16 protein-coding genes and 1 tRNA gene are annotated in these 13,788 nt (G+C 66.3%); 14 read left to right on the top strand and 3 right to left on the bottom strand.

Annotated elements, in window-relative coordinates; all coding sequences use genetic code 11:
* Positions 1–14: 14 nt before the first annotated feature.
* The 3 genes from ROA7023_RS15190 to ROA7023_RS15180 are packed head-to-tail and all read right to left on the bottom strand — an operon-like array spanning position 15 to position 1,321.
* Entirely contained in the window at positions 15–434 is a 420-nt protein-coding gene (locus ROA7023_RS15190) for a hypothetical protein (protein ID WP_085879892.1), read from the bottom strand.
* Positions 435–437: 3 nt separating this feature from the next.
* A complete protein-coding gene (locus ROA7023_RS15185) occupies positions 438–656 on the bottom strand; it encodes a hypothetical protein (protein ID WP_085879891.1) in 219 nt (72 codons plus the stop codon).
* A gap of 11 nt (positions 657–667) precedes the next feature.
* Entirely contained in the window at positions 668–1,321 is a 654-nt protein-coding gene (locus ROA7023_RS15180) for an alpha/beta hydrolase (RefSeq protein ID WP_085879890.1), read from the bottom strand.
* Between the two features lie 171 nt (positions 1,322–1,492).
* On the opposite strand from ROA7023_RS15180, the gene iscR reads away from it, so the two are divergent.
* From iscR to ROA7023_RS15110, 14 genes are all read left to right on the top strand, one after another.
* Complete coding sequence (gene iscR, locus ROA7023_RS15175; protein WP_085879889.1) at positions 1,493–1,957, top strand: Fe-S cluster assembly transcriptional regulator IscR; 465 nt, start codon at positions 1,493–1,495, stop codon at positions 1,955–1,957.
* Between the two features lie 105 nt (positions 1,958–2,062).
* Positions 2,063–3,148, top strand: coding sequence for a cysteine desulfurase family protein (locus ROA7023_RS15170; RefSeq protein WP_085879888.1), 1,086 nt, complete (start codon positions 2,063–2,065; stop codon positions 3,146–3,148).
* Positions 3,149–3,162: 14 nt separating this feature from the next.
* The gene (gene sufB / locus ROA7023_RS15165) at positions 3,163–4,707 is read left to right on the top strand and encodes a Fe-S cluster assembly protein SufB (protein ID WP_085879887.1); all 1,545 of its coding nucleotides are present in this window, start codon (positions 3,163–3,165) and stop codon (positions 4,705–4,707) included.
* A 6-nt stretch (positions 4,708–4,713) separates the two neighbouring features.
* The gene (locus ROA7023_RS15160; RefSeq protein ID WP_085879886.1) at positions 4,714–5,481 is read left to right on the top strand and encodes an FkbM family methyltransferase; all 768 of its coding nucleotides are present in this window, start codon (positions 4,714–4,716) and stop codon (positions 5,479–5,481) included.
* Entirely contained in the window at positions 5,478–5,663 is a 186-nt protein-coding gene (locus ROA7023_RS15155; protein WP_085879885.1) for a hypothetical protein, read from the top strand. The genes ROA7023_RS15160 and ROA7023_RS15155 overlap by 4 nt, the downstream gene beginning before the upstream one ends.
* A 1-nt stretch (position 5,664) precedes the next feature.
* A complete protein-coding gene (locus ROA7023_RS15150; protein ID WP_085879884.1) occupies positions 5,665–6,273 on the top strand; it encodes a hypothetical protein in 609 nt (202 codons plus the stop codon).
* 39 nt (positions 6,274–6,312) lie between these two features.
* Positions 6,313–7,068, top strand: coding sequence for a Fe-S cluster assembly ATPase SufC (gene sufC, locus ROA7023_RS15145; RefSeq protein WP_085879883.1), 756 nt, complete (start codon positions 6,313–6,315; stop codon positions 7,066–7,068).
* Positions 7,069–7,073: 5 nt separating this feature from the next.
* Positions 7,074–8,372: a SufB/SufD family protein gene (locus ROA7023_RS15140; protein WP_085879943.1), complete on the top strand. Its 1,299-nt coding sequence runs from the start codon at positions 7,074–7,076 to the stop codon at positions 8,370–8,372.
* Complete coding sequence (locus ROA7023_RS15135; RefSeq protein WP_085879882.1) at positions 8,372–8,884, top strand: hypothetical protein; 513 nt, start codon at positions 8,372–8,374, stop codon at positions 8,882–8,884. Before ROA7023_RS15140 ends, ROA7023_RS15135 begins: the two co-directional genes overlap by 1 nt.
* The gene (locus ROA7023_RS15130) at positions 8,875–9,462 is read left to right on the top strand and encodes a YIP1 family protein (RefSeq protein ID WP_159458543.1); all 588 of its coding nucleotides are present in this window, start codon (positions 8,875–8,877) and stop codon (positions 9,460–9,462) included. Before ROA7023_RS15135 ends, ROA7023_RS15130 begins: the two co-directional genes overlap by 10 nt.
* Positions 9,463–9,472: 10 nt before the next feature.
* The gene (locus ROA7023_RS15125) at positions 9,473–10,693 is read left to right on the top strand and encodes a cysteine desulfurase (protein WP_085879880.1); all 1,221 of its coding nucleotides are present in this window, start codon (positions 9,473–9,475) and stop codon (positions 10,691–10,693) included.
* Between the two features lie 31 nt (positions 10,694–10,724).
* The gene (locus ROA7023_RS15120) at positions 10,725–11,972 is read left to right on the top strand and encodes an NAD(P)/FAD-dependent oxidoreductase (RefSeq protein ID WP_085879879.1); all 1,248 of its coding nucleotides are present in this window, start codon (positions 10,725–10,727) and stop codon (positions 11,970–11,972) included.
* 62 nt (positions 11,973–12,034) lie between these two features.
* Positions 12,035–12,111 (top strand) — tRNA-Arg (locus ROA7023_RS15115).
* Positions 12,112–12,453: 342 nt separating this feature from the next.
* The gene (locus ROA7023_RS15110) at positions 12,454–13,725 is read left to right on the top strand and encodes an amino acid ABC transporter substrate-binding protein (protein ID WP_085879878.1); all 1,272 of its coding nucleotides are present in this window, start codon (positions 12,454–12,456) and stop codon (positions 13,723–13,725) included.
* Positions 13,726–13,788: the final 63 nt, after the last annotated feature.

Here is a 13,788-nt window from a genome sequence, read left to right as displayed (position 1 = left end):
GGCCCGGCGCCCGGTCAGGCGTCGCGAAGGGTGCGGGCCGGCGGCAGCGCCACGCCTTCCAGGAGCATCTTCGAAAAGACCTCCGCATCGGGAAACCCGTCCCACGGATAGAGGCCGTGACAGGCGTTGAGGAAGGCCTCGACGATGGCGGGGTCGGTCGGCTCCGGGTCGAAGAGGGGCGGTTTCAGCGCCGGACCCGTCGGCAGAGTGTCATAGCCGATCACCCGCCAGTGGCCGGTGCGGAAGGGCTCGGGCAGGGTCGTCAGCGTCGCTACGACCTCCGGCAGCTGGATCCGCCGCGGCGCGGTGTCGCGCGAGAGTGTCAGGAGCAGACGGACCCGATCTCGTGCGTCACACTCCAGGACCTGTCCGAGGGCATCGCCCCCGTCGAGCAGCGGCACCAGGAACAGGTCAGCCTGTTGCGGCGCGGCCATGGGTCAGGACGATCCCGCTGCCAGCCGCTCGGCCAGGAGTTTGCGGGCGCGGCGTTCGGCGAGCCGGACCCGGATCGCGGTCAGGAACGCCTCTTCGGTGGTTTGCGACGAGGCGCCGATGGACTTGGCGATCTCTTCGAACAGGCGGTCGTCGCCCAGCTTGTCCATGGCGTCGATGGTCTCGCGGGCGAGGTCGTCGGCGATGTCTTCTGTGATCCCCATGCGGCGGGCCCTCAGCGCGTGGTCTCTGTCAGGCGGCGGCGGACGTAGCCGCCGACGTTGTCGATCATCGTCTCCATATGCGGATCCTCGAAGAAATGGCCCGCCCCCTCGATCTGCTCGTGGGTGATGGTGATGCCCTTCTGCTCGTGCAGCTTGTTCACGAGGTTCACGGTATCCTGCGGCGGGGCTACCCGGTCGGCGGTGCCGTTGATGACGAGGCCGGACGAGGGGCAGGGGGCCAGGAACGAGAAGTCGTACATGTTGGCCGGCGGCGAGACAGAGATGAACCCGGTGATCTCGGGCCGCCGCATCAGAAGCTGCATCCCGATCCATGCGCCGAAGGAAAAGCCCGCGACCCAGCAATGCTTGGCGTTGGGGTTCATGGACTGCAGGTAGTCGAGCGCCGAGGCCGCGTCAGAAAGCTCTCCGATGCCCTGGTCGTATTCGCCCTGGCTGCGGCCCACGCCACGGAAATTGAACCGCAGTACGGTGAAGCCCATGTTGTAGAACGTGTAGTGCAGGTTGTAGACGACGCGGTTGTTCATCGTGCCGCCGAACTGCGGGTGCGGATGCAGGATGATGGCGATGGGCGCGTCACGCTCCCGTTGCGGATGGTAGCGGCCTTCGAGCCGGCCTTCGGGGCCGGGGAAGATAACCTCGGGCATGATACGCCTTTCGTCAGGGGGCCTCGCGCGAACCGGAGTCAATCTTGACAGATTTGCTTGGGCACCTTAGAAGAATTCTAAAGTTCCCGCGCTTGCGGGAGTATCAGCCAAGTAAACAGGCGGGCAGGCGGCGTCAATGGCGCGTGGCCCGGCCTCGACGTGGAGGCGTGGATGAAGCTGAGCACCAAGGGTCGCTATGCCATGGCCGCGCTGACCGACCTCGCGCTGCAGCCGCAGGGGGGGCTGGTGTCGCTGGGCGAGGTCTCACGCCGGCAGGATATCTCGCTGCCCTATCTCGAGCAGCTGTTCGTGAAGCTGCGCCGGGCGGGGCTGGTCGAGAGCGTGCGCGGGCCCGGCGGCGGGTACCGTCTTGCGCGGCCGGCAGCGGAGATCCGCGTGTCGGACGTCCTTGGAGCCGTCGACGAGACCGTGAGCGCGATGCACAAGGGTGCGGGCGCCTCTGGCGGGTTGTCGGGGTCGCGGGCGCAATCGCTGACGAACCGGCTGTGGGAAGGGCTGTCGGCGCATGTCTACGTGTTCCTGCACCAGACGCGGTTGTCGGATGTGGTGGCCAACGAGCTGGCGCCCTGCCCCGCGGTGCCGCATCTGTTCGAGGTGGTGGATGAGGGCGCATGAGCGGTTTCGCCACGCGAGGCGTGGCGACCGGCCGGGGGCGCTGCCCCCGGACCCCCGGAGTTTTTCGGCCAAGATGAAAGGGATGACTTGAGCGCGAGGACCTACATGGACTGGAATGCCACGGCGCCTTTGCGACCCGAGGCGCGGGCTGCCATGCTTGCCGCGATGGATGTCGTGGGCAACCCGTCCTCCGTCCATGGCGAGGGGCGCGCGGCGAAGGGTCTGATCGAGGCGGCGCGGGGGGATCTCTCGGAAGCGCTGGGTGCGCAGGGGTATGATCTGGTCTTTACCTCGGGGGCGACCGAGGCGGCGGCGCTGGCCCTGTCGGCTGGGTGGTCGCGTCTGATCTCTTCGGCGGTGGAGCATGATTGCGTAGAGGCCTGGCGCGAGCGGTTGGGCGGCCTCGTCTTGCCGGTAACAGCCCAAGGCGCGGTGGATCTGGCGGCACTTGCGGCGCTCGGACCCGACGCGGAGGACCTTGTGGCGGTTCAGGCGGCCAATAGCGAGACCGGTGTCGTGCAGCCGTTCGCGGACGCGCCGACGGGCGGGGCGGGCCTTTTGGTGGACCTTGTGCAGCTGTTCGGGCGGATGGCCGTGTCGCTCAGCTGGCAGCCGCCGGCGATGTTCATGCTGTCGGCGCACAAGTTCGGCGGGCCCAAGGGCGTCGGCCTCCTGGCCATCCCCGAGGGCACCGACCTGCGCGGCCTGCTGCCCGGGGGCGGCCAGGAGATGGGCCGCCGCTCCGGTACGGAGAACGTCATCGGCATCGCCGGAATGGCCGCCGCGGCCAAGGCGGCGCAGCGCGACCTGGCCGACGGGACCTGGGAGCGGGTTGCCGAACTTAGAAATATTCTAGAAAAGGCCATTGAGGCCGCGAGCCCGGAGACTATTTTTGTCGGGAAAGAGGGTCCGCGCCTGCCGAACACCTCCTGCATGGTCACGCCGGGCTGGAAGGGGGAGACGCAGGTGATGGCGCTGGACCTTGCGGGCTTTGCGGTCAGCGCGGGCAGCGCCTGTTCAAGCGGCAAGGTGCGAGAGAGCCGGGTCCTGCGGGCCATGGGATTGGACGGGGTCGAGGCGGCAAGCGCGATCCGCGTGTCGCTGGGCCCGACGACGAGTGAGGACGAGGTGCTGCGATTCGCGCAGGCCTGGTCGCGGACACGAGACAAGCAGCGCGCCCGGGCGGCGTGAGGAAGGACGAGACGATGACCGTTTTGGACAATATGCCGACGCCGGAGGTCAAGGAAGGCGTGGACGAGGAGACCGTTGAGGCCGTCCGCAAGCTCTCCGGCACCTACAAGCACGGCTGGAACACCGACATCGAGATGGACTACGCCCCCAAGGGCCTGTCCGAGGACATCGTCGCGCTGATCTCTTCGAAGAACGAAGAGCCGGAGTGGATGACCGAGTGGCGGATGCAGGCCTATGCCCGCTGGCTGAAGATGGAAGAGCCGGACTGGGCGATGGTCGAATACCCGGTGATCGATTTCCAGGACCAGTATTACTATGCCCGGCCCAAAAGCATGGAGACCAAGCCGCAATCGCTGGACGACGTCGATCCGAAGCTGCTGGAGACCTACAAGAAGCTGGGGATCCCGCTGAAGGAGCAGATGATTCTCGCCGGTGTCGAGGGCGCCGATGAGATCGCCACGCCCGAGGACAATTCCGAGCGCAAGGTGGCCGTGGACGCGGTGTTCGACAGCGTCTCCGTGGGCACGACCTTTCAGAAGGAGCTGAAGAAGGCCGGTGTCATCTTCTGCTCTATCTCGGAGGCGATCCGCGAGCATCCGGAGCTGGTGAAGAAATACCTCGGCTCGGTCGTGCCGCAGGGCGACAACTTTTATGCCGCGCTCAACTCGGCGGTCTTCTCGGACGGGTCCTTTGTCTACATCCCGCCAGGGGTGCGCTGCCCGATGGAGCTGTCGACCTATTTCCGCATCAACGCCGAGAACACCGGCCAGTTCGAGCGGACGCTGATCATCGCCGACAAGGGCTCCTACGTGTCCTACCTCGAAGGCTGCACGGCGCCGATGCGCGACGTGGCGCAACTGCACGCGGCGGTGGTCGAGATCATCGTCGAGGAGGACGCGGAGGTGAAATACTCCACCGTCCAGAATTGGTACCCGGGTGACGAAAACGGCAAAGGTGGCATCTACAACTTCGTCACCAAGCGTGCGGATTGCCGGGGCGACCGGGCCAAGGTGATGTGGACGCAGGTGGAAACCGGCTCGTCGGTGACGTGGAAATATCCGTCCTGCATCCTGCGCGGCGATGACAGCCAGGGCGAGTTCTATTCAATCGCCATCACCAACAACTACCAGCAGGCCGACACCGGCACCAAGATGACCCACCTGGGCAAGCGCACCAGGTCGCGGATCGTGTCCAAGGGGATCAGCGCGGGCCATGCGCAGAACACCTATCGTGGCCTCGTGTCGATGCACCCCAAGGCGACGGAAAGCCGCAATTATACCCAGTGCGACAGCCTGCTGATCGGCGACAAGTGCGGGGCGCATACGGTTCCCTATATCGAGGTCAAGAACAACTCCTCCCGCGTCGAACACGAGGCGACGACCTCGAAGGTGGACGACGAACAGATGTTCTATTGCCGCCAGCGCGGCATGGACGAGGAAGAGGCCGTGGCGCTGATCGTCAACGGCTTCGCCAAGGAAGTGCTGCAGGCGCTGCCGATGGAGTTTGCCATGGAAGCGCAACAGCTTGTGGCGATCAGCCTCGAAGGTTCGGTGGGCTGATCTGTCATGGACGCGGTCCGGCTGCCTCGCCCCGAAACCACGGGGCCTGACTATTTCGACCTGGCCCGCGCCATCGAGGCGCTGGCCAGCGGACGGCCTGTGGCCTTTCCGCCGTTCGAGATGGTGCATTGGGGCGGGCTGACCTGGTGCCTGAACTTCGAACGCGACCCGATCCAGCGGGAAATCCGGCGCGGGCGCTTCTACGAGCAAGAAGAGCTCGAGGCGCTGGGCGCCTACGTGGGGCCGGGGGCGCATGTGATTGATATCGGAGCGAATATCGGCAATCACGCGCTCTACTTCGCGACCCGGTTGGAGGCGGAGCGCGTGGTCGTGGCCGAGCCCAACCCGCTGGCGCTGGCGCCGCTGGTGGCCAATATCCTGGTCAACGGGATGGGGGACGTGGTCGACATTTCGAAGCTGGGCGTTGGCCTGTCGGATGTGGACGCGGGGGGCTACCGGATGAAGCGGCACGACCGCAACCTCGGGGCGACCAAGATGCGGGAGACGGGCGGCGTGCTAGAGGTCCGGCGGGGCGACGGGCTGTTCGCGGAGGAGACGCCGACACTGATCAAGATCGATGTCGAGGGGATGGAGATGAAGGTCCTGGACGGGCTCGACGCTTTGATCCGCCGGCACGGGCCGACCCTGCTGATCGAAGTGGATGCGAGCAACGAGGGCGCTTTCGATACCTGGCTGGCGGATCATGGCTACAATGTCGTGCACACCGACCGGGACAGCAGCCGGAACGCGAACCATATCGCGGTGCGCTCATGATCCGGTCGGTGCTCTGGACCGCGTTTCTGACCGGCGTGCTCTGCGCCGGCTTCGCGATGGTCGTGGACTGGCTGACTGACATGCTGGCCCGCGGCAGGGTCATCGCGATCAGTTTCGTGTCTGGCAGCCTTGGCAGCCTCTTCGCGCAGACTGCGCTCGGCAGCTGGAAAGGCAGATCGTGAGATGACCGACGCGTCGTCCTCCGTGGCTGTGAAGCGCCCGCAACTGACCCTGCCCGAGGCCGAAGGCGCATGGGTGCGCGAGGCCTATGCGTCTGCGCAGGTCATCCTTGAATACGGGTCCGGCGGATCGACGGTTCTGGCGTCCGAGATGCCGGACAAGACGGTCACCTCGGTGGAGAGCGATCCTGACTGGGCCGCGATGATGGTTCGCTGGTTTGACGAAAATCCTCCGGTATCCATGCCGGAAATCGTGCCGGTTGATATCGGTAAGGTTCGCCAGTGGGGCATGCCGGTCAACAACATGCGATATGGGCAATTCTCGCACTACTCGCTGGGAGTGTGGGAGCGGCCCGGTTTCAGGCAACCGGACCTTGTGCTGATCGACGGGCGGTTTCGGGTCGGGTGCCTGCTGGCCTGCCTGTTCCGCAGCGCCGCGCCGGTCACTGTCCTGTTCGACGATTACACCGACAGGCCCGAATATCACGTGGCCGAAACCTATGCCGACAGGGTCGAGACGCGGGGCCGCATGGTCCGGTTCGAGGTCACGCCCCGGGCAATCCGAAATGAAGAGCTGCTCGACGTGGTCGGGCTGCTGCAACACAAGAGATAGCGCAAGCACCCCGCGAGGGGCCCTGCAAAGGAGAGAAATATGTTGGATATCAAGGGACTTCACGTCAAGCTCGAGGAAGAAGACAAGCAGATCCTCAAGGGTGTGGATCTGAAGGTCGAAGCCGGCTCCGTCCACGCGATCATGGGGCCGAACGGCTCTGGCAAGTCGACGATGAGCTATGTCCTGTCCGGTCGGGACGGCTACGAGGTGACCGGCGGTTCTGCGACGCTGCTGGGCGAGGACATCCTCGGCATGGACCCCGAAGAGCGCGCGGCCGCCGGCCTGTTCCTCGCGTTTCAGTACCCGGTGGAGATTCCGGGCGTGGGCAACATGACCTTTCTGCGCACTGCGGTGAACGCGCAGCGCAAGGCGCGGGGCGACGAGGAGATGTCGTCGACCGATTTCCTCAAGCTGATCCGCGCGAAGGCGAAGGATCTTCAGATCGACCCCGACATGCTCAAGCGGTCGGTCAATGTCGGCTTTTCGGGCGGTGAGAAAAAGCGCAACGAAATCCTGCAGATGGCCATGCTGGAGCCGAAGATGTGCATCCTGGACGAGACCGATTCCGGCCTCGACGTGGACGCGATGAAGCTGGTGTCGGACGGGGTGAACGCGCTGCGGTCGCCGGATCGGGCATTCCTGGTGATCACCCACTACCAGCGCCTGCTGGATCACATCCGGCCCGACGTCGTGCACATCATGTCCGACGGTCGCATCGTCAAGAGCGGCGGTCCGGAGCTTGCGCTCGAGGTCGAAAAGAACGGATATGCCGACATCCTGAGCGAGGTGGCCTGATGGCGATGGCACGCGCAGCCCTCAGACAGCAGAAGATGGACACGACCGAGGCGCGGCTCTCGACCTTGTCGCTGCCCGCCGCAACCGGTTGGGCGGAGGCCGCCCGCAACGAAGCCTTGGCGCGGGTGCAGGAAATGGGCCTGCCGCACCGCCGCGACGAGTACTGGCGCTTTGCCGATCCGTCGTCTCTGACCGTCGCCGAGCCGCCCCGCGCGGCCCTGTTCGACACCGGCGAGGCGCCGATCTTCAGCGATATCGACCGGTTGCGGATCGTCTTCGTGGACGGCGTCTTCGATCCGGAGGCGTCTGACGACCTCGCCCTTGAAGGGATCGAGATCGAGCGGCTGACCGATGCGCTGGGCAAGGACATCCATTGGGTCCGCGACGTCTATGGCGTGCTCGAGGCCCGCAGCCACGAAAAGGTCCACCGTCCGCTCGCCGCGTTCAACACGGCCTTCGCCACCGATGGCGTCGTGATCCGGGTGACAGGCAAGCCGTCCAAGCCGGTCAGCCTCGTCTACCTGCACCAGTCCGAAACCTCGGACGCGATCCTGCATCATTGCGTGCGGGTCGAGGAGGGGGCCGAGCTGACCCTGCTGGAAAACGGCCCTGCCGCCGCGCGGTTCTCGAAGGGGCTGGAGGTCGATATCGCCGACACCGGCGCGTTCCACCTGATCCGCTCGCAGGGGCGCGATCACGAACGGCGGGCGGCGACCGGGATCTTTGCCCGGTTGGGCCGCGAGAGCGTGTTCAAGGCGTTCACCCTGACCGTGAACGGCGTGCTGACGCGCAACGAATGCGTGATCGAGCTGACCGGCGACGACGCCACCGCTCACGTGGCCGGGGCCTGCCTGGGCGACGGCAAGGATTTCGTCCACGACGACACGGTCTTTGTCACCCATGACGCGCAGCGTTGCGAAAGCCGGCAGGTGTTCAAGAAAGTCCTGCGCAACGGGGCGACCGGGATCTTCCAGGGCAAGATCCTGGTGAAGTCGGGCGCACAGAAGACCGACGGCTACCAGATCAGCCAGTCGCTGCTGCTCGACGAGGACGCGCAATTCCTCGCCAAGCCCGAGCTTGAGATCTATGCCGATGATGTGGCCTGCTCCCACGGCTCCACCTCCGGCGCGATCGATGCCGAGGCGATGTTCTACCTGCAATCGCGCGGTGTCCCGGCGGCCGAGGCGGCCAATCTTCTGACGCTGGCCTTCGTGGCCGAGGCGCTGGAAGAGATCGAGAACGAGACATATGCCGAGGCGCTGCGGGCCCGGCTGGCCTCCTGGTTGGAGCGGCGCGGTCACTGATGGCGGTCACGGCGGATATCCTGCGCACCTGGCGCGGCCCGCGCGAGGTCATGCGGTCCCTGCTGGCCCATGGCCCGCGCGAGGACCGTGCACTTGCCTATCTGATCACCGCCTGTGTCCTGCTGTTCGTGGCGCAATGGCCCCGGCTGGTCCGTGTGGCACAAGGGCTCGAGACGGTGCAGGGCCAGGACAGCCCCGAGCTGGTGCAGCTTGTCGCCTACGCCTTTTTCGGGTCGGTCATGGTGCTGCCGCTGGTGTTCTATGCGCTGGCCGCCCTCAGCCACCTGCTGGCCCGGCCGCTGGGCGGGCAGGGGTCGTGGTATTCCGCCCGGCTCGCCCTGTTCTGGACGCTGCTGGCCACCGCGCCGGTGGCACTGCTCTACGGGCTGGTGCGCGGGTTCAGCGGGCCGGGCATCCCGGCCGAAATCCTGGGCCTTGTCTGGCTGGCGGGCTTTGCCCTGATCTGGCTGCAATGTCTGCGCGAAGCGGAAGGCCCGCCCCCATGGCAATGACCCCCGAGGGCGAGGTGCTCGCCCGTCTCCTGCGCGATACGGTGACGCAGCCCGCGCAGGTCGCCCGGCTGATCCTGGGGCGCAAGCTGCCCACGGACGCGCTGTGGACGGGGCTTGTGCTCGTTACGGTCCTTTCGGTCCTGATGGTCGCGATCATGGGGGCCCTGGTGCCGTCCTCGCCCGAGGCGATGGCGGCCACCGTCCGGATCACCCCGTTCACCTATGCCGTCATCCTCGGCGGATCACTGGTCATCACGATCTTTGCCCTGCACTTCACCGGCCAGATGCTTGGCGGGCAGGGGGCGCTGGCGGACACGCTGGCGCTGATGGTGTGGTTGCAGGTCCTGCTGCTGGTCCTGCAGGTGGCGCAACTCATCGTCTCGCTGATCCTGCCCGGGCTGGGCAGCCTCGTCGCCATCGCCACCCTTGCCGTCGCGCTCTGGGTGCTTGTCAATTTCATCAACGAAGCGCAGCGGTTCGGCTCTCTGCCCCGCGCGGCGCTGACGCTGATCCTCGCGTTGCTGGGTGTCGGGCTCGGGCTATCTGTCCTGCTCGGCATCATCGGCGCCAGCGTCTGAGGAGACCTCCATGTATGACGTCACAGCCATCCGGGCGGACTTTCCGATCCTGTCCCGCACGGTCAACGACAAGCCCCTCGTCTACCTCGACAACGGGGCCTCGGCGCAGAAGCCTCAGGTGGTGATCGACGCGATCACCCGGGCCTATGCGCAGGAATATTCCAACGTGCACCGCGGGTTGCATTACCTCTCGACCCTCGCGACCGAGAAATACGAGGGCGTGCGCGGGACCATCGCCCGGTTCCTCAACGCGCCGTCCGAGGATGACATCATCCTGAATTCCGGCACCACCGAGGGCATCAACATGGTGGCCTACGGCTGGGCCATGCCGCGGATGGAGGCCGGCGACGAGATCATCCTGTCGGTGATGGAGCATCACGCCAACATCGTGCCCTGGCATTTCCTGCGCGAGCGGCAGGGCGTCAAGCTGGTCTGGGTCGATGTGGATGCGACCGGGGCGCTCGACCCGCAAAAGGTGCTGGATGCGATTACCCCGCGCACCAAGCTGATCGCGGTGACGCATCTTTCGAACGTGCTGGGCACCAAGGTCGACATCAAGGCGATCACCGAGGGCGCCCACCGGCAGGCTGTGCCGGTGCTGGTCGACGGCTCCCAGGCCGCGGTGCACATGCCGGTCGACCTGGCCGATCTGGGCTGCGATTTCTACGCGATCACGGGTCACAAGCTCTATGGCCCCTCGGGGTCAGGCGCGATCTACGTCCGGCCCGAGCGGATGGCCGAGATGCGCCCCTTCCTCGGCGGCGGCGACATGATCCGAGAGGTCTCGAAGGACGGGGTGGTCTACAACGACGCGCCGATGAAGTTCGAGGCGGGCACGCCCGGAATCGTCCAGACAATCGGCCTCGGGGTCGCGCTGAACTACATGATGGATCTCGGGATGGATGCGATCGCGGCGCACGAGGACAGCCTGCGCGATTATGCCCGCGAGCGTCTGACCGGCCTCAACTGGCTGACGCTCCAGGGCACGACGCCGGACAAGAGCGCGATCTTCTCCTTCACGCTCGATGGCGCGGCGCATGCCCATGACATCTCGACAGTGCTCGACAAGAAGGGCGTCGCGGTCCGCGCCGGGCAGCACTGCACCGGCCCGCTGATGGATCACCTCGGACTGACGGCGACCTGCCGCGCGTCCTTCGGGCTTTACAACACGACCCAGGAGGTCGACGTGCTGGTCGACGCGCTGGAACTGTGCCACGACCTTTTCGCCTGAGCGCCGTCGGGGCCAACGACCGGATTTGGTGATGACACATCAAGATTTCGACCTCGTTGTCATCGGTGCCGGGATCGTCGGCATGTCCTCGGCGCTCTGGGCGCAGAAACAGGGCCTGCGGGTGGCGATCTGCGACCCGAACCCGCCCGGGTCGGGCACCACCTACGGGTCGGCCTGTACGCTTGCGACCTATGCCTGCATTCCGGTCAACAGCCCGTCCCTGTTCGCCGATCTGCCGCGGTTGCTGTTCAGCCAGGACTCTCCGCTGGGCTTCAACCTGTGGCACGGGCTGACGCATCCGCGCTGGATGCTGTCCTTCCTGAACAATTGCCGCCCCGGCCGGGTGCGCCACATCAGCCGGGCGCTGGGGCGGATCCTGTCCCACGCCGATGCCGGGCTGAACCCGCTGATCGCCGAAGCCGGGGCCGAGGACCTGATGGTCGCCAACGATTGTCTCAATATCTGGTCCACCAGGGCCGGGTTCGAGGCCGAGCGCGCCAGCAATGCGATGCGGCGGTTGCAGGGGGTGGCGTTCGACGAGCTCTCGCCCGACGAGGTCCGGCAGGCGGAGCCGAACCTGCGCCTGACCGTCCATGCGGGCCTGCGCTTTCGCGGGGCGCGGCATGTCATCGACCCGATGGCGCTGGTCACCCGGATGCAGGCGAGGGTCGAGGCGCTGGGCGGCACCTACCTCGCGCAGGAGGTCACCGAATGCCGCCCCGACGAGGACGGCGTGACGGTGCGGCTGCCCGATGGCACCAGCCTGCGGGCCGGTCACGTCGCCGTCACCGCCGGCGCCCGTTCGGCCCGAATCGCGGGGACCGGGGCCGAGGCGCTGCCGCTGGGGACCGAGCGCGGCTATCACCTGATCTACCGCGACCACGGTGCGCTGATCTCGCGCCCGGTGGGCTGGGCCGAGGGCGGCTTTTACGCGACACCGATGGCGCAGGGGCTGAGGATCGCCGGCACGGTCGAGATCGACTCCGTCGATGCCCCCTTCAACGCCGCCCGCACCGAGTACCTGCGGCGCCGGTCGGCCGAGATGTTCGGCGACCTTGGCGCACCGGACGACACATGGCTGGGGCACCGGCCGACCATGCCGGATTCGCTGCCGGTGATCGGGCCGTCGGCGGCCTCGCCCCGGATGATCCTGGCCTTCGGGCACCAGCACATCGGCCTGACCCTCGGCGGAATCACCGGCCGGATCGTGGCCGACATGGCGCAGGGCCGGGCGCCGAATTTCGACATCGCCGATTTCTCGCCCCGGCGTTTCGCCTGAACGCGGCGCCAAGATTGCCCGTTGCGGGTCCGCCGCCGCGCTGCTAATGACGCGTCCAGAACGCACCTGTAGCTCAGCTGGATAGAGCGCTGCCCTCCGAAGGCAGAGGCCAGAGGTTCGAATCCTCTCAGGTGCACCACTTCCCTGCCGATTACCCCTGCGTCAGCGCAAACCCCGCCCGAACTGTCGCACCCCGCAGGGTCGAAATTCATCTCGCAATCCAACTTGACAGCGCACCGTGGCTCGCAGCATACTTGGCGCGCAATCGTTTGCACCTGTTCGGAGTTCGGGTCGCCCGGCACACCAGAGGGCGTGTTCGGTGACCTTCCGCGGCGCTGACCGCACTCCCGTCTGATCCGGTCGCCCACAACGGACGGACCTGGACCCGGCGGGCGGGCTTCGACGAAAATGTGTCCGGGCGCCGCGAGGAGGGCGGGGTCCGGGGGCAGCAGGACGGTTCGAAATATTAGGGAGGAAAGACATGCGACTTCGTGGACTATTGGCGGGCTCGGCCTGCATCGCGCTGGCCGGCACCGCCGCCCTGGCCGAGATCAAGATCGGGGCATCGCTGCCGCTGACAGGCGCGTTCTCGATCGCGGGCACCAAGCACCAGCAAGGCTATGAGCTGTGCGTGGACCTGATCAACGAGGGCGGCGGCATCATGGGCGAGCAGGTCGACCTGATCGTCTCGGACAACCGCTCGGACCCGGCGACGGCAATCAACCAGTACGAGCGCTTCATCAATGTGGACGGCGTGGACGCGGTGTTCGGCACCTTCTCGTCGCGCCTGTCCTTCCCGGTGGCCAACATCCTGGCGCGCAACGGCTACGTGCACCCGGTTCCGGCCGGCGGTGCGCTGCGGATCTATACCCAGGGCCACCAGAACCTGTTCTATTTCCAGCCCAACGCGGCGGAATACATCGGGGTCTCGCTCACCGGCATGATCGCCGACCTGATCGACGAGGGCAGCCGCCCGCAGACCGCGGCCGTGGTCGCGGCGGACGACTTCTTTGCCAATGCCGTCGAAGCGGGCTTTCTTGGCACCGAGGTGATCGACCCCGCCGATGGCTCAGTGGTCGAGGACATGGCGCCCGGCTATCTCGCCGAAGCCGGGATCGAGGTGGTCTATTCCGAGAAATGGCCGGAAGAGGGCTTCAACGACTGGCTGAACCTCGCCAACTCGATCAAGCGGTCCGAGGCCGACCTGATTATCGCCCTGACCGCCTCGGCCGAAGAGGCCGTGCAGCTGACCCGCGCCCTGCAGACGGTGCGGGCCGAGCCGATGATGGTCTATTACAGCCAGGGCACCCAGGCGGAGTTCTACGAGGGCACCGGCGACGCGTCGGAATCGATCCTGATGCACACCTCCTGGCACCCCTCCGCGCCCTATAACGGCGAGCTGAACGGAGAGCCCTTCAGCAACCAGGACTTCGTCGACGCCTTCAGCGAGGCCTATGGCGCCGAGCCCGACGAGGACTCGGCCATCCCCTTCGCGGTCTGCCAGGGCATCGAGCAGGCGATCCGCGGCGCGGGAACGACCGATAACGCGGCCATGGGCGAGTGGCTCTATGCCCGCACGGCCGACGAGCCCGTGCGGACGATCCTCGGCCGGTTCTCGTGGGATTCCCGTGGCTTGCCGATCGACAAGCCGTTCCTGATCGCACAGTGGAACGGCGGAGAGCTGCAGTTCGTCTATCCGACGGACGAATTCCCCGAAGTCTCCGAGCTGAGCCATCCCAAGGACGGCTTCTAGGGCCGGACATCGAGTGTCCCGGAGGCGTCGGCGCGGCGCCCCGGGACACTTTCCAAAACATGT

It is taken from the genome of Roseisalinus antarcticus (genome assembly GCF_900172355.1).
GTDB lineage: Bacteria > Pseudomonadota > Alphaproteobacteria > Rhodobacterales > Rhodobacteraceae > Oceanicola > Oceanicola antarcticus_A.
This window is presented reverse-complemented; position numbering and strand designations above follow the sequence as displayed.